The 15,691-nt window shown below is 60.8% G+C and carries 11 protein-coding genes; 8 read left to right on the top strand and 3 right to left on the bottom strand.

The genetic code is table 11. The features are described from left to right. Window positions 1-23: 23 nt before the first annotated feature. Both AC1D2Q_RS05445 and AC1D2Q_RS05440 read left to right on the top strand, forming a co-directional pair. A complete protein-coding gene (locus AC1D2Q_RS05445; protein ID WP_477812501.1) occupies window positions 24-926 on the top strand; it encodes a zeta toxin family protein in 903 nt (300 codons plus the stop codon). A gap of 136 nt (window positions 927-1,062) precedes the next feature. Next, window positions 1,063-2,982 carry a hybrid sensor histidine kinase/response regulator gene (locus AC1D2Q_RS05440; RefSeq protein ID WP_477812500.1) on the top strand — a complete coding sequence of 640 codons (1,920 nt, stop codon included), beginning with the start codon at window positions 1,063-1,065 and terminating at the stop codon, window positions 2,980-2,982. A gap of 70 nt (window positions 2,983-3,052) precedes the next feature. Here AC1D2Q_RS05440 and AC1D2Q_RS05435 read toward each other — a convergent pair whose 3' ends face one another. The 3 genes from AC1D2Q_RS05435 to AC1D2Q_RS05425 form a co-directional block, all read right to left on the bottom strand. Then, on the bottom strand, window positions 3,053-3,529 hold the full coding sequence (locus tag AC1D2Q_RS05435; RefSeq protein WP_477812499.1) for a hemerythrin domain-containing protein: 477 nt from the start codon (window positions 3,527-3,529) through the stop codon (window positions 3,053-3,055). Between the two features lie 219 nt (window positions 3,530-3,748). Then, window positions 3,749-5,095, bottom strand: a complete 1,347-nt coding sequence (locus AC1D2Q_RS05430; RefSeq protein WP_477812498.1) for a cation:proton antiporter — start codon at window positions 5,093-5,095, stop codon at window positions 3,749-3,751. Window positions 5,096-5,271: 176 nt separating this feature from the next. Beyond that, window positions 5,272-6,426, bottom strand: coding sequence for a MalY/PatB family protein (locus AC1D2Q_RS05425; protein ID WP_477812497.1), 1,155 nt, complete (start codon window positions 6,424-6,426; stop codon window positions 5,272-5,274). 235 nt (window positions 6,427-6,661) lie between these two features. On the opposite strand from AC1D2Q_RS05425, the gene fdnG reads away from it, so the two are divergent. The 6 genes from fdnG to selB are packed head-to-tail and all read left to right on the top strand — an operon-like array spanning window position 6,662 to window position 15,690. Beyond that, entirely contained in the window at window positions 6,662-9,727 is a 3,066-nt protein-coding gene (gene fdnG / locus AC1D2Q_RS05420; RefSeq protein WP_477812496.1) for a formate dehydrogenase-N subunit alpha, read from the top strand. Further along, window positions 9,728-10,672: a formate dehydrogenase subunit beta gene (gene fdxH, locus AC1D2Q_RS05415; RefSeq protein ID WP_064617966.1), complete on the top strand. Its 945-nt coding sequence runs from the start codon at window positions 9,728-9,730 to the stop codon at window positions 10,670-10,672. Then, window positions 10,669-11,322, top strand: a complete 654-nt coding sequence (locus AC1D2Q_RS05410; RefSeq protein ID WP_477812495.1) for a formate dehydrogenase subunit gamma — start codon at window positions 10,669-10,671, stop codon at window positions 11,320-11,322. The genes fdxH and AC1D2Q_RS05410 overlap by 4 nt, the downstream gene beginning before the upstream one ends. Before the next feature lie 4 nt (window positions 11,323-11,326). Then, a complete protein-coding gene (gene fdhE, locus AC1D2Q_RS05405) occupies window positions 11,327-12,265 on the top strand; it encodes a formate dehydrogenase accessory protein FdhE (protein WP_477812494.1) in 939 nt (312 codons plus the stop codon). A 60-nt stretch (window positions 12,266-12,325) separates the two neighbouring features. Next, a complete protein-coding gene (gene selA / locus AC1D2Q_RS05400; RefSeq protein ID WP_477812493.1) occupies window positions 12,326-13,774 on the top strand; it encodes an L-seryl-tRNA(Sec) selenium transferase in 1,449 nt (482 codons plus the stop codon). Next, on the top strand, window positions 13,771-15,690 hold the full coding sequence (selB, locus tag AC1D2Q_RS05395) for a selenocysteine-specific translation elongation factor (RefSeq protein WP_477812492.1): 1,920 nt from the start codon (window positions 13,771-13,773) through the stop codon (window positions 15,688-15,690). The genes selA and selB overlap by 4 nt, the downstream gene beginning before the upstream one ends. Window position 15,691 lies beyond the last annotated feature (1 nt).

Here is a 15,691-nt window from a genome sequence, read left to right as displayed (position 1 = left end):
ATCTTTGATAAGGAAATCAAGGTATGTCAGTAGCACCGAAATACCCGCACACCACTCAGGATGTCACCGCGGCGTTCGAGGAAATAAAAAAGAAGCTATTTTGCGGTATCACCGCCGAGGCCATCCCAAAAATGCTGGTCGTTGCCGGGCTGCAAGGATCAGGTAAAACCTACCTACTGGAAAACACTCTTCTACCCACCAAACGCTATGACAACTACGTTCGTCTGTACCTGCCCGAATACCGAAAAAAACACCCTGAATACGCAGAAATGATCAAACAAGGTGTTTTATATGCGTATGAACATACCGAGGGATTTGTCCGAGAGGTCAGCGAAAAGATCTTCACCGAAGCCTTCAAGCTCAAGTACAACATCATCATGGAGTGTGCATTCGACAGTATCAAGTTTGCTGCCTTTCCACCGTCGGCAACCGCCCTCGGATATCAGTTCGAGACCCACATCGTGGGTTGCGCTCAAGTATTTGCACACCTGTCCAGCATCAAGAGAGCGTTGAAAAGCCTGACTCAAAAGGAAATGGAAAGGTTCCTGACGGTACCCGATCTGAATGCCAGCATGGGTAATGCACAAGCGATACTCGGGGCCTTCGAGACGGCTGCAAAGGCGATCAGCGGCTCGCAAATCACCTTGTACGAGCGCGGATTCGGCGCGTTGAAAGAGCGTGTCTTGCGCGCTCAAAGCACCTACACACTAGCTGACGACGGCTCTGTCACCGTTGCGACATCCAAGACAGTTTTTGCCTACAGCGTCTATGCCAGCATTATTAATAACGTCATCGCGGTGAACGACCGGGAGCAAATGATCAAAGAGTGCCATATGACGTTGCACAAGGCCCGGACTCACGCCAAGTATGTGCCGAACTTCGTCTACAACGATTTGTACGCCTATATCTCCAAAAACCTGCATTGATAATAATTCACACCCATTCGGCGGCGAAGTACCACGAGGCTGAGACCGGGGCGCTTCGCCGCGCATCCATTTTTTGAATTTCCCAATGAGCGGTTTGTCGCATACTCCAGAAGAACAACAATAAGGGCAGGGTTCCATGAACGATGACCGGACCAAGAATGCCATTGAAGAGATGCGCTTTCGGCTGCTGATAGATGCGGTGGTCGATTACGCGATCTACATGATTGACCCCGATGGCATCATTACCAGCTGGAACGCTGGCGCCAAGCGATTCAAAGGGTATGAAGAAGCGGAGATTCTCGGCCAGCACTTCTCGCGTTTTTATACCCCGGAAGATCGCAAGGCCGGCTTGCCTCAGCGCGCCCTTGATACCGCCATTAACGAAGGGCGTTTCGAGGGCGAAGGCTGGCGGGTTCGCAAGGACGGCACGCATTTCTGGTCCCACGTCGTGATCGATCCCATTTTCGATCCGGCGGGCAAGTTGCTGGGTTTTGCCAAGATCACCCGGGATTTGACCGATCGCAAGATGGCCGAGGAAACCCTCAAGCAAAGCGAGCAGCAGTTCCGGCTGCTGGTTCAAAGCGTTACGGACTATGCCATCTACATGCTCGCCCCCGATGGACGCCTGACCAACTGGAATCCGGGGGCGCAGCGCATCAAGGGTTACCGGCCAGAAGAAGTCATCGGTCAACATTTTTCGATTTTCTACACGCCTGAAGACCGTGAAGCCGGCGAACCGCAGCGGACGCTGGACATTGCGACTCGCGAGGGCCGATTCGAAAACAAGGCCTGGCGCGTTCGCAAGGACGGTACGCGCTTTTTCGCGCATGTCGTGGTCGATCCGATCTGGGGCGACACCGGTACATTGCTGGGATTTGCCAAGATCACCCGGGACATCACCGAGGTGACACAAGCCCAGCAGGCGCTTGAACAAACCCGCGAAGCGTTGTTTCAGGCGCAGAAAATGCAGGCCATCGGCCAACTCACCGGGGGCATTGCCCACGATTTCAATAATTTGCTGACCGTTATTCTCGGCAATCTGGAAATCGTGCGCAAACGCGCAGCGGACGATCCGAGAATTACCCGCCTGCTCGACAACGCGACCCAGGGTGCCTTGCGTGGCGTTTCCCTGACCCAGCGCATGCTGGCGTTTGCCCGGCGCCAGGAGCTCAAGACCGAACCGGTCGAGATACCGACGCTGGTGCAGGGAATTACCGGGTTGCTGCGCAGCTCCCTAGGGCCTTCGGTGAGCATAGAAACCCGCTTTGCGCCCGAACTCGAACCCGTGATGGCCGACGTCAATCAGCTCGAACTGGCGGTACTGAACCTGGCGACCAACGCCCGCGATGCAATGCCCGACGGTGGAAAACTTCTCATCAGTGCCCGGATGGAGGAGGTCTGCGATCAGACGAAGTTATCCCTTGCGGCCGGTCGTTACGTCTGCCTGAGTGTCACGGACACGGGGGAGGGTATGGATGACGCTACCCTGGCGTTGGCCATGGACCCGTTCTTCACCACTAAAGGCGTCGGCAAAGGCACAGGCCTGGGACTGTCGATGGTTCATGGGTTTACCGAACAACTGGGCGGGCGCTTCATCCTGAAAAGCCAGCAGGATGCCGGCACCACTGCCGAACTCTGGCTGCCCGTCGCAGTCGCAGGCTCAACCACCGAACCCGCTACCGAGCAGACCGCTGCGTCGCGGGTGCCCAGTTTGTGTGTGTTGGTCGTTGACGATGACAGCCTGGTGTTGACCAGTACCAGTTTGTTGCTTGAGGACCTTGGCCATCGGGTGATCAGTGCCGCGTCCGGTGCCCAGGCACTGGAGCTGTTCGACAACGGACATGACATTGACCTGGTGATTACGGACATGGTCATGCCCAGAATGAGTGGCGCGCAACTGGCGCAGGCGATCCGGACCTTGAAGCCACACCTGCCGATCATCCTCGCCACCGGTTACGCCGAGCGACTGGAAGGCTTCGCGGCCAGACTGCCGCGCCTGTCCAAGCCTTTTACCCAACTCAACCTGGTGGAAGTCATTGCTCTGGTCATGAAGTGACAGCCACCGCATTCAGTGGAAAAGCCAAAGGCCCGCATTCACCGGGCCTCTGCTGGTTACTCAACCGCTATCAAGCGGCGAGGTTGGATGCGCCAAGTTCTTTTTTGTACCGGGCCTTCAGGCTTTCCATCTCTGCGCCCAACTCCTCAAGCGTCGTTTTGCTCAGCAGTTTTTTGGCCTGAGGAAACATTTCCTTTTCCTCTTCTTCGATGTGATGTTCCAGCAACTCCTTGACCACTTTTACTCGGCCGGCGAATTGCGGAGTAGAGGGATCGGTGGTTTTCAGGTCGGGAAGCACCAGCGAATCGACAGTGCGATGTTCTTCCTTGGCTTCGTAATACATCACATCCTGCTCCTTGCCCCCGGCCTTTTTATAGGCCGGGTACAAGACTTCTTCTTCCAGGCGGGTATGGATCGAGATCTCCATTTCCAGTTTGGCCAGTAGCTCGGTGCGTTTTTTCACGCCACGCTCGGTGGATTCGCTCAATTGGCTCAGGATGTCTTTTACACGTTCATGGTCGGCTTTCAACAGGTCAATGGCGTTCATGGTCGAACCTCTTGTTTAGTCACGGGTCAAGCGCAAAACGGTGTTCTCCCCGTCAGTCGCTCCTATGGTTGGAGCATTTCCCGTGCCTGTTTTTGTACTAAAGATAAACTCATTGAAAACAGTCGGTTACGGTTAACCGCGGGTGGCCGTCGTCGTGCAGCCTGCATGAATCGGCGTAGCTGTTCAGTGCAGGTTGACCGAAGCCATGACGAGACCGCCTCAGACATCCGGCCGGTTGCGCCGCTCATAACGGGCAAGCATCGGTTGAGTGCTGACGCCATGGGCGAGAATGCTGAGCGCCACCACCGACAACGTCAGGTCGGTGCACAGCGTCGCTGCCGATGGACCCAGGTCATGATTCAAGGCGTAGAACAGATAGTAAAAGCTACCGATGCCGCGAATCCCGAACCAGCCGATCAACAGGCGTTGTCGGCCATCCAGCAAACGCCCCCACGGCATAAGCCATACGCTCAAGGGACGAATGGCACAGAACAGTACCAGCGCAATGACCAAGGCGCGCCAGTCCCAGTGGCCCACCAGCACCACGCCCAGCAGCGTCACCAGAAACACCTCCATGGCGCGCTCCACCAGACCGCCGAACGCCAGCATGTCGCCCATCATGATGCCGGCTGCGACCTGGGTGTCCGCCAAGTTCGTCACATCGCCATGCACGGCGGCCTCGGGTTCGACGTTCTGGTGACCGACCACCGGTTGCACTAGATGCTCGGCGGGCATCTGGGCGTCTCCGGTGGATTTGACTTCGGCTTGCCGCAAACCGAGGCCAGCGGCGAATACCGACAGAAAGCCATAGCCATGGATCTGTTCGGCGACGACGTAAGCCAGGGCGATCAAAGCCAGGGTCAGGTAATCGTTGGGGGAAAGGGTGCTATCGGCATTGCGGATGCGCATCGACAAGGTCAGGCGCCCGATGCCGTGGCCCATCCAGTAGCCGATGAGTAAGCCCGCCGGTACGGCCCACAACACGCGTTTCAAGGCCCATTCACCGAGCCAGGCATCGCTGGCGCCGTTCTGCTGCACAAACAACAAACCAAGGATCACGAAAGGAAAAGCGATGCCGTCGTTGAAGCCCGCCTCACCGGAGAGCCCGAAACGCACCGAATCGTCATCCCTGGCGTCGTTGACTTGTACCAGCGAGGCCAGCACCGGATCTGTGGGTGCCAGAATCGCTCCGATCAGCAGCGACGGCCCCCAGGCCAGATCAAATCCATAGTGGAGCAACAGGCAGACGCCAATGATGGTCAAGACCATCACCGGTCCCGCCAGGCCGAACGCCACCCGCCATTGGCGATCCTTGAGCGGCAGGCGCAATTTGAGTCCGCAGACAAACAGCGAAAAGAGCACCGCGACTTCCGTCAGGTGCTCCATCCAGACCGCAGCGTCCTTGATGTCCAGTTTCAGCAAGCCCAGGCCCGCCGGGCCGATCGCCACGCCCAGCGCAAGGCACACCGCCGAGGTGGTCACCGGCATCCAGCGCAGATAGGAAGAGGTCAGCGCCAGGGTCAGCAGCACCGCCCCCAACACCGCCATCCAAACGATGAAACTCATGCCTGGTTCCCGGATACGTGCGGCCGACCGCCGAGGGATGGCTGGCCCAAGGCACTTAACCTTGGGCTCCTAAGGTATCGAGGTGCTTCAATCGTCAGGGTTCATTTTTTTTGCCGGGACAGCATCACGCGAGCAGTGCGGGAGCGAGCAAGCCCTACATTGGATCTTCGTTGCTATCAGGCCTTGCGGCTACGTAAACCATGCTCCATCCGCGCAATTCCGTCTTCCAGCAACGCCCGTGGGCAGCCGAAGTTCAGGCGCACGAATTGCTGGGCGTGATCGCCGAAATCCAGCCCGGCGCTCAGCCCGACTTTGGCCTGTTCGAGGAAGAATTGCTGCGGGTTGTCCAGCCCCAGTGCCGTGCAATCGAGCCACGCCAGATAAGTGCCCTGAGGAACGTTCATGGTCACGCCCGGCAACCGCGTGCGAACGGCCTCCACCAGATAGTCCCGATTGCTTTGCAGGTAGGCCATGAGTTCGGTCAGCCATGGGCGGCCTTCGCTGTAGGCGACGCGGGTGGCTTCCAGGCCCAGCGGGTTGACGCTGTCGACCATGCCGCAGCGGGCATGGTTGACGCGATGGAGCAGCGCTGCATCCTGAATGATCATGAACGCAGTCTTCAGGCCAGCGATGTTGTAGGCCTTGCTGGCCGACATCAAGGTGATGGTGCGCTTGGCGATCTGCGGGCTGAGCGAGGCGGTCGGAATATGCACGCGCCCATCGAAGCACAGCTCGGAATGGATCTCGTCGGAGATGATCCAGGCATCCTGTTCCAGGCAGATGTCGGCAACCGCTTGCAGTTCTTCCCGAGGGAAGACCTTGCCCAGCGGGTTATGCGGGTTGCTCAGCAACAGCGCACCGCCCCCTTGCAGTGCCTGGCGCAAGGCATCGAGTGGCGTGGCGTACGTGCCATCGGCCAGCACGTTGAAGTCCAGTTCGACCTTGTTCAGCTGCCAGTGGCCCGGCGCATGGCGCAGTGGTGGGTAGTTGGGCGTCTGCACGACCACGTTCTGTTGCGGCTGAACCAGTGCATGCAGGGCCATGTTGAAGCCTGATTCGATACCCGGCAGGAACACCAGTTCCTGGGGCTGCACACGCCAGGCGTACTTGTCCCACAGGTCGGCGACGATGGCGTCACGCAAGTCATCCTGGGCCACGCTGTAACCGAGCATCGGGTGTTCCAGGCGTTTTTGCAGGGCCTGAATGATCGCCGGCGGTGCGGCGAAGTCCATGTCGGCGACCCACATCGGCAACACGTCGGCCGGGTAACGGCTCCACTTGGTGCTGCCGGTGCCATGGCGGTCGAACACCTGATCAAAATCGAAAGTCATGCTCAGTCTCATAAAAGGCAGAGGGGGTAATCCGGCGGCCATGATAAGCGCCAACCTTCACCGCTGGCGAGTTGTGCAACAGGGCATGACCGGCAAGCCGCCGACGGTCGGTTTTCAGACCGCGCACAGCAACATTGTCTAAAGTTCTAATTGGCGGTAGTTCCGTTGCCGTCACCGTGATCGTCCAGAAAAACCCGGCCAACGCACCGGGTTTCCACCTGATCAGGAGTGCACGATGGACCTCAACCGTCGTCAGTTCTTCAAGGTCGCTGGTCTCGGCCTTGCAGGATCCACCCTTGGCGCGCTGGGCATGGCCCCGACGCCAGCCTTCGCCGAACAAGTGCGTCATTTCAAGCTCGCCCATACCCATGAAACCCGCAACACCTGCCCGTACTGCTCGGTCGGCTGCGGCTTGATCATGTACAGCCAGGGCGACAATGCGAAGAATGTCGCCCAGAGCATCATTCACATCGAAGGCGATGCCGACCACCCGGTCAATCGCGGCACCCTCTGCCCCAAAGGCGCAGGCCTGCTCGACTTCATTCACAGCCCCAGCCGTCTGCAATACCCGCAGGTGCGCAAGCCCGGCACCAAGGAGTGGACACGCATCTCCTGGGATGAAGCGCTGGACCGTATCGCCGACCTGATGAAGGCCGACCGTGACGCCAACTTCATCGAGAAGAACGCCCAGGGGCAAACGGTGAACCGCTGGCTGACCACCGGTTTCCTCGCGGCCTCGGCCTCGTCCAACGAAGCGGGTTACATCACCCACAAGGTCATTCGCAGTCTGGGCATGCTGGGGTTCGATAACCAGGCACGTGTCTGACATGGCCCGACGGTGGCAAGTCTTGCCCCGACGTATGGCCGTGGTGCCATGACCAACCACTGGACCGATATCGCCAACGCGAATCTGGTTCTGGTGATGGGCGGCAACGCAGCAGAAGCACACCCTTGCGGTTTCAAATGGGTGACCGAAGCCAAAGCCCACAACAAGGCGCGGCTGATTGTGGTCGACCCGCGTTTCACCCGTACGGCCTCGGTAGCGGACTATTACGCACCAATCCGCACCGGCACCGACATCGCCTTCATGGGCGGGCTGATCAATTACCTGTTGACCGAAGACAAGATCCAGCACGAATACGTGCGGGCCTATACGGACGTGTCGTTCATCGTCAAGGCCGGCTACGGTTTCGAGGACGGCTTGTTCAGCGGTTACGACGCGAGCAAGCGCAGCTACACCGACAAATCCGGCTGGGGGTATGAGATCGGCGAGGACGGCTTTGCCAAAGTCGACCCGACCTTGCAGGACCCACACTGCGTCTATCAATTGATGAAGCAGCATTACAGCCGCTACACACTGGAGCTGGCCAGTCAGGTCTGTGGCATGCCCACCGACGCGATGAAGAAAATCTGGGAAGAGATTGCCACGTGTGCGCAACCGGGCAAGACCATGACGATTCTCTATGCCCTGGGCTGGACCCAGCACTCGATCGGCTCGCAGATGATCCGCAGCGCGGCCATGGTGCAACTGCTGCTGGGCAACATCGGCATGCCGGGCGGAGGTGTCAACGCCCTGCGCGGGCACTCCAACATCCAGGGCCTGACCGACCTCGGCTTGCTGTCCAACCTGCTGCCCGGTTACCTGACCCTGCCGGCCGAAGCCGAACAGGACTACAACGCCTACATCGCCAAGCGCGCACTCAAACCGCTGCGTCCCGGGCAGATGTCCTACTGGCAGAACTACGGCAAGTTCCACGTCAGCCTGATGAAAGCCTGGTACGGCGCCAATGCCACCGCCGAGAATAACTGGGGCTACGACTGGCTGCCGAAACTGGACATTCCCGGCTACGACATCCTGAAAATGTTCGACATGATGGGCAAGGGCCAGGTCAACGGCTACATGTGCCAGGGCTTCAACCCGATTGCCGCCTTGCCGGACAAGAACCGGGTGATGAAGGCTCTGGCCAAACTCAAGTGGCTGGTGGTGATGGACCCGCTGGCCACCGAAACCTCGGAGTTCTGGCGCAACGTCGGGCCTTACAACGATGTGCAGACGGCCGACATCCAGACCGAAGTCATCCGTCTGCCCACCACCTGTTTCGCCGAAGAAAACGGCTCGCTGGTCAACAGCGGTCGCTGGCTGCAATGGCACTGGAAGGGCGCCGATGGCCCTGGGCAGGCGCGCACTGACGTGAAAATCATGGCCGAGCTGTTCATGCGCCTGCGCCAGCGCTATCAGGCCAATGCTGGCGCCTGGGCCGAGCCGATCCTCAAACTCGACTGGCCCTACAAAGTGCCGGATGACCCGACGCCAGAAGAACTGGCCCGGGAATTCAACGGCTACGCCATCGCCGATGTCACCGACGCCTCGGGTGCGGTGGTCAAGGCCGGTCAGCAACTGTCCGGCTTCGGCCAGCTCAAGGACGATGGCAGCACGGCGTCCGGGTGCTGGATCTTCTGCGGCAGCTGGACCGAGCAGGGCAACAACATGGCCCGGCGTGACAACAGCGATCCTTTCGGCATGAAGCAGAACCTGGGCTGGGCCTGGGCCTGGCCGGCGAACCGACGGATTCTCTACAACCGCGCCTCGTGCGACCCTCAGGGCAAACCGTGGGATGCGAAAAAACGGCTGGTGTGGTGGAACGGCAAGGTCTGGACCGGCACCGACGTGCCCGACTACAAGGTCGATGTGCCGCCGGAAGCCGGGATGAACCCGTTCATCATGAACCCCGAAGGCGTGGCGCGGTTCTTCGCCCTCGACAAGATGAACGAAGGGCCATTCCCCGAACACTATGAACCGTTCGAGACGCCCATCGGCATCAACCCGATGCACCCCAACAACAAACAGGCGACCAGCAACCCGGCCGGGCGGATCTTCGATTCGGTCTGGGACACCCTGGGCCAGGCCAAGGACTTCCCTTATGCGGCGACCAGCTACCGGCTGACCGAACACTTCCACTTTTGGACCAAGCATTGCCCGATCAACGCCGTGACCCAGCCCGAGCAGTTCGTCGAAATCGGCGAGGCGCTGGCCAAGGAGAAGGGGATTGCCGCTGGCGACCGGGTTAGGGTCAGTTCCAAGCGCGGACATATCGAAGCGGTGGCGGTGGTGACCAAGCGGATTCGTCCGCTGCAGGTCAACAATCAGGTGGTGCACCAGATCGGTATCCCGTTGCACTGGGGTTTCACCGGCGCCACCCGCCACGGTTACCTGACCAACACCCTGGTGCCGTTCCTCGGCGATGGCAACACTCAGACCCCGGAATCCAAGTCATTCCTGGTCAACGTGGAGAAAGTCTAAATGGCCAGCCAAGACATCATCGCCCGTTCGGCCACCACCACCGTGCCGCCCTCGGTGCGCACCCAGGAGGAAGTGGCCAAGCTGATCGACACCACCAAGTGCATCGGCTGCAAGGCTTGCCAAGTCGCCTGCTCGGAATGGAACGAGCTGCGCGACGACGTCGGTCACAACCTCGGCACCTACGATAACCCCCACGACCTCAGCGCAGACACCTGGACCCTGATGCGCTTCACCGAGCATGAAACCGACGCCGGCAACCTCGAATGGCTGATCCGCAAGGACGGCTGCATGCACTGCGCCGAGCCCGGCTGCCTGGCGGCGTGCCCGAGCCCCGGCGCGATCATCAAGCACGCCAACGGTATCGTCGACTTCGATCAGGACCACTGCATCGGCTGCGGTTATTGCATCACCGGTTGCCCGTTCAACATTCCGCGCATCTCGCAAAAGGACCACAAGGCCTACAAATGCACGCTGTGTTCGGACCGGGTGGCGGTGGGGCTGGAGCCGGCCTGTGTGAAAACCTGCCCGACCGGGGCCATCGTGTTCGGCAGCAAGGAAGACATGAAGGAACACGCCGCCGAACGCATCGTCGACCTCAAGAGCCGCGGCTTCGACAACGCCGGTTTGTACGACCCCGCGGGCGTCGGCGGCACCCACGTCATGTACGTGCTGCACCATGCCGACACGCCGAGGTTGTACGCCGGACTGCCGGATCACCCGGCGATCAGTCCGCTGGTGGACCTGTGGAAAGGCCTGAGCAAACCCTTGGCGCTATTGGCCATGGGCGCGGCGGTGCTGGCCGGATTCTTCCACTACGTGCGCGTCGGGCCACAACTGGTCGAGGAGGACGAACATCCGACCACCGTCGACCCCGCCGTGCATGAGTTCGATCCGTCGGTGCACACCTTCGATCCGAGCAAACCGGGCGGGGAGGACAGGCCATGAACGACAAACCGATCCTGCGCTACACCGTCAACCAGCGCACCAATCACTGGCTGGTGGCAATTCTGTTTCTCATGGCGGCGCTGTCGGGGCTGGCCTTGTTCCATCCGGGGCTGTTCTGGCTCAGCAACCTGTTTGGCGGCGGTTCCTGGACGCGCATTCTGCATCCGTACCTGGGCGTGACGATGTTTGTGCTGTTCCTTGGTCTGGTGTGCAGTTTCTGGCGGGCGAACTACTTCATCACCAACGACCGGCTGTGGCTCAGGCGTGTCGGGCGTGTGATCCGTAACGAAGAGGAGGGCGTACCGCCAATCGGCAAATACAATCCGGGGCAGAAGCTGCTGTTCTGGGTGTTGCTGATCTGCATGCTGGTGCTGCTGTTCAGCGGGCTGGTGATCTGGCGTGCCTGGTTCAGCGCGTACTTCGGCATTACCAGCATTCGCTGGGCGATGCTGTTGCATGCGTTGGCGGGGTTCATCCTGGTGCTGAGCATCATTGTCCACGTCTACGCGGGTATCTGGATTCGCGGTTCGGTCCACGCCATGGTGCGTGGCCGGGTCAGCCGCGCCTGGGCGAGAAAACACCATGAGCTCTGGTACCGGGAAGTGACCGGTGACGAAACGCCTGAGCGACCGATCAGCAAAAAAGGATGACCCCTTGGCCACGATCCTCGAGCCCGGGCAGATAGAAGCGGCGGCGAGCTCACCGCCGTTTCTGTACCTGCCGCCGAACAACCTGTTCACCTTGCGCGCGTTGCGCCTGGAACGTTTGGTGGACGGCCATCCCATGGCGGACTATCTGCGTTTGATCGCGGGGTTGTGTCATGTCCAGCAGCACCTGATGGACAATCCACCCGTGGCCGCCATGCCCGACCCCGAACGCCTGCGGTTGTGCATAGAACATGGCTTACCGCCGTTCGCCGCCGACAGCCTGGTGCGCGAAAACGTTTGGCTGCCATACCTCGAGGCCTTGTTGCAGCGCTATCAGCCATTGCCACACTCGGCGGTAGAAAACGCCGTGGCGACGTTGCGCAGCGCGAACCCTGGGTTGCTCAAGGCGTGGGCGATTGCCCTGGTCAGCGGTCAGTACTCGATGCTGCCGGCAGCGCTGGTGCCGTTTCTCGGTGCAGCGCTGCAAGCGGCCTGGAGTTATTGGCTGCTGAACACGCCCAACCTTGAACTCCATCTACAGCAACAGCATGGCGACAGCCTCAGCCAATGCCCGGCCTGCGGTTCGCCAGCGATGGCCGGGGTGATTCGTCATCGCGGCAAATACAACGGTTTGCGTTATCTGGTGTGCTCGCTGTGCGCCTGTGAATGGCATGTGGTGCGGGTCAAATGCGTGTATTGCGAACAGAGCAAGGGCTTGGAATACGTCAGCTTCGAGGATGATCGCCACGCCGCCAATCAGGCGCCGTTGCGGGCGGAGGTCTGTCCCGGCTGCAACAGCTACCTGAAACTGATCTACCTGGAAAACGACGCCGAAGCCGAAGCCCTGTCGGCGGACCTGTCCAGCCTGATGCTGGACATGCGTCTGGAGCAGGAAGGTTACCAGCGGCCAGCGCCCAATCTGCTGCTGGCGCCCGGAGGCGACTGAGCTTATCGATCCCAGAGGCTACACTCAGACGCGACGGTCACTCGCTTCCGGGAGCCTCTGATGCCCGCAACACTCGCCGGCCAAACCTTGCGGCTGCCTTCCATCGACAGCCTGCTACGCCATCCCGCCTGCCAACCGTTGGCCGAACGTTACGGACACGACGCACTGTTGGCCGGCCTGCGGCAATTGCTCGATGACTTACGCGAGCCGGTGCACAACGGTGAACTGGCTGCCATTGAAATTGCCCCCGACGTATTGGCGGGCAGGGCAGGTGAGCGTCTGGCGATTCAGCATCGCAGCCAGATCCGCCGGGTGTTCAACCTCACCGGCACCGTGTTGCATACCAACCTCGGCCGCGCACTGTTGCCGGAACAAGCCATTGAAGCGGTGCAACGGGCTGCGCGCTATCCGCTCAATCTGGAATTCGACCTGCACAGCGGCAAGCGCGGCGACCGGGACGACTTGATCGAGGGCTTGATCCGCGAACTGACCGGCGCCGAAGCCGTCACCGTGGTCAACAACAACGCCGCTGCCGTGTTGCTGACGCTCAACAGCCTGGGCGCGCGCAAGGAAGGGATCATCTCCCGAGGGGAGCTGATCGAAATCGGCGGCGCGTTTCGCATTCCCGACATCATGGCCCGCGCCGGGGTCAAGCTGCACGAAGTGGGCACCACCAACCGCACCCATGCCCACGATTACGAGGCCGCCATCGGCCCGCGCAGTGGTTTGCTGATGCGCGTACACGCGAGCAATTACAGCATCGAAGGCTTCACCGCCCGGGTGCCGACGGTGGAGTTGGCGCAGCTGGCTCACCGCCATGGACTGCCGTTGCTCGAAGACCTCGGCAGCGGCAGCCTGCTGGACCTGACCCGCTGGGGCCTGCCCGCCGAACCGACGGTGCGCCAGGCGCTGCTCGATGGCGCAGACATCGTCACCTTCAGCGGCGACAAATTGCTTGGCGGGCCTCAGGCCGGATTGATCGTCGGCCGCAAAGAGCTGATCGCCAGGATCAAGAAAAATCCGCTCAAGCGTGCCTTGCGAGTCGACAAACTGACCATGGCCGCTCTCGAAGCAGTGTTGGCGCTGTACCGCGATCCCGATCGTCTGGCCGAACGCTTGCCGAGTTTGCGCCTGCTGACCCGGCCCCAAATCGACATCCTCGCCCAGGCCGAACGCCTGCAACCGTCACTGGCGCAGGTGTTGGGCGATGGCTGGAGCGTCAGCGCGGGGCCGGCACTGGGCATGATCGGCAGTGGCAGCCAACCGGTGGCGCGTCTACCCAGCGCGGCGTTATGCCTGCGGCCCAACGTTTCGAAACGGCTACGAGGGCGACGATTGCTAGGGCTGGAGGTGGCGTTTCGGCGGTTGCCGATTCCGGTGCTCGGGCGTATCGACGATGACGCCTTGTGGCTCGACGTGCGCCAACTCGACGACGAAGCCGCGTGGCTGGCGCAGCTCAATCAGCTGGCGCAAGTCGATCAACTGCAGGAGGAGGGCCGGGACGGGTGATTGTCGGCACGGCGGGGCATATCGATCACGGCAAGACTTCCTTGCTCCAGGCACTGACCGGGCAGGCCGGTGATCGTCGCCGCGAAGAACGCGAACGTGGCATGACCATCGACCTGGGCTATATCTATGCGGCGCTGGAACCGGGCGCCGCCCTGACCGGTTTTATCGACGTGCCCGGCCATGAGCGCTTCACCCACAACATGTTGGCCGGCGCTCAGGGCATTGATCTGGTGTTGCTGGTGGTGGCGGCCGATGACGGCGTCATGCCGCAAACCCGTGAACACTTGGCGATTGTCGAGTTGCTGGGCATTCCTCGGGCATTGATTGCAATCAGCAAGTGCGACCGGGTCGATCCGGCTCGGGTGCAGGCTGTTCGTGAGCAGATCGAAACATTACTGGCGCCCGGACCGTATGCCGGCGCGCCGCAAATCCCGCTGTCGAGTGTCACTGGCGAGGGCATCGAGACTCTGCGTCAGGCTTTGCTGGATGCGCAGCATGAGGTTGTTCAACGCAGCGCCTGCGGCGGTTTTCGCCTGGCGATTGATCGGGCCTTCAGCGTAGCCGGCGCCGGCATCGTGGTGACCGGTACGGCGTTGTCCGGCCAGGTGGCGGTGGGCGATACGCTGATGTTGAGCCCGCTGGGCAAACCGGTGCGGGTGCGTGGCCTGCATGCACAAAATCAGACCGCTGACAGTGCAACAGCCGGGCAGCGGGTCGCGCTGAACCTGAGTGCTGAGCGTTTGGCCCTGGAGCAGATCCACCGTGGCCACTGGCTGGTGGCCGAATGGCTGCATGCGCCAACTCAGCGGCTGGATGTCCAGATGAGCGTGTTGGCCAGCGAAGCGCGAAGCTTCGAACACTTTCAACCGGTGCATGTGCATCTTGGAACTCAGGACGTAACGGGGCGGGTGGCCTTGCTGGAAGGTTCCAGCCTGGCCCCGGGGGAGCAGATGTTCGCGCAACTGCTGGTCAATGTGCCGGTGTTGGCAGTGAAGGGCGACCGCTTGATCCTGCGCGACCAAAGCGCCCAACGCACCCTTGGCGGCGGACAGGTGCTGGACCCGTTCGCCCCGGCCCGACATCGTCGCAGCCCTGAGCGATTGGCGCAGCTACAAGCGCTGGCCACCACCAACAGCCTGGAAGAAGCACTGCCGGCGCTGCTGGCCAATAGCGACACCGGGCTCGATCCGCAGCGACTGGAGCGCCAGGTCAACCGTCCACGCCAGACTTGGGAATTGCCCGATGACGTGCGCCTCATCGATACGCGACAGGGGCCGTTGCTGTTCAGCGCGGTGCGTTGGGAAGCGCTGAAAGCGCCGCTGCTGGAACACCTCGCACGCTTTCATCAACTCGAACCGGACCAGATGGGACCGGACCGGGATCGCCTGCGTCGTTTCGCCGGCAGCGTGCTGGAACGGTCGACCTTTATCAGCCTGCTCGACGAATTACTGGCCAGTGGTGCAATGGCGGCCAGCGGCCCGTGGCTGCATTTACCCGATCACCAAGTGCGCTTGAGCGAGGACGACGAAACCCTGTGGCAACAATTGCAGCCGTTGTTCGAACAGGCGGGTTTCGATCCGCCGTGGGTGCGTGATCTGGCTAAAGCCACCGGCCATGACGAGGCTGCCGTGCGCCTGCTGCTGCGCAAGATGGCCCGGTTGGGACTGCTGCATCAAATCGTCCGTGACCTGTTTTACACCGAAACACTGCTGCGCCGATTGGCGGCTATGCTGGTGCAACTGGCCAGCGATAACCCGGTGATTCAGGTCGCCGCATTTCGCGATGCGGTGGGCCTGGGGCGCAAGCGCAGTATTCAGATTCTTGAATACTTCGACCGGCTCGGCCTGACCCGCCGCTTTGGCGATCGACGCCATATCCGGCTCGACAATGCACTGGCCCAACAAGCCGCAGTCTGAC

The sequence above is a fragment of the Pseudomonas sp. P1_A1 genome (assembly GCF_056406935.1).
The sequence above is the reverse complement of the archived record's forward strand: the minus strand, read 5'-3'. Positions and strand labels throughout refer to the sequence as shown.

What these genes read in the sequence shown, in the direction of transcription:
- AC1D2Q_RS05445 (WP_477812501.1), top strand. Translation starts at nt 24, where the DNA reads ATGTCAGTAGCACCGAAATACCCGCACACCACTCAGGATGTCACCGCG.
- AC1D2Q_RS05440 (WP_477812500.1), top strand. Translation starts at nt 1,063, where the DNA reads ATGAACGATGACCGGACCAAGAATGCCATTGAAGAGATGCGCTTTCGG.
- AC1D2Q_RS05435 (WP_477812499.1), bottom strand. Translation starts at nt 3,529, where the DNA reads ATGAACGCCATTGACCTGTTGAAAGCCGACCATGAACGTGTAAAAGAC.
- AC1D2Q_RS05430 (WP_477812498.1), bottom strand. Translation starts at nt 5,095, where the DNA reads ATGAGTTTCATCGTTTGGATGGCGGTGTTGGGGGCGGTGCTGCTGACC.
- AC1D2Q_RS05425 (WP_477812497.1), bottom strand. Translation starts at nt 6,426, where the DNA reads ATGACTTTCGATTTTGATCAGGTGTTCGACCGCCATGGCACCGGCAGC.
- fdxH (WP_064617966.1), top strand. Translation starts at nt 9,728, where the DNA reads ATGGCCAGCCAAGACATCATCGCCCGTTCGGCCACCACCACCGTGCCG.
- AC1D2Q_RS05410 (WP_477812495.1), top strand. Translation starts at nt 10,669, where the DNA reads ATGAACGACAAACCGATCCTGCGCTACACCGTCAACCAGCGCACCAAT.
- selA (WP_477812493.1), top strand. Translation starts at nt 12,326, where the DNA reads ATGCCCGCAACACTCGCCGGCCAAACCTTGCGGCTGCCTTCCATCGAC.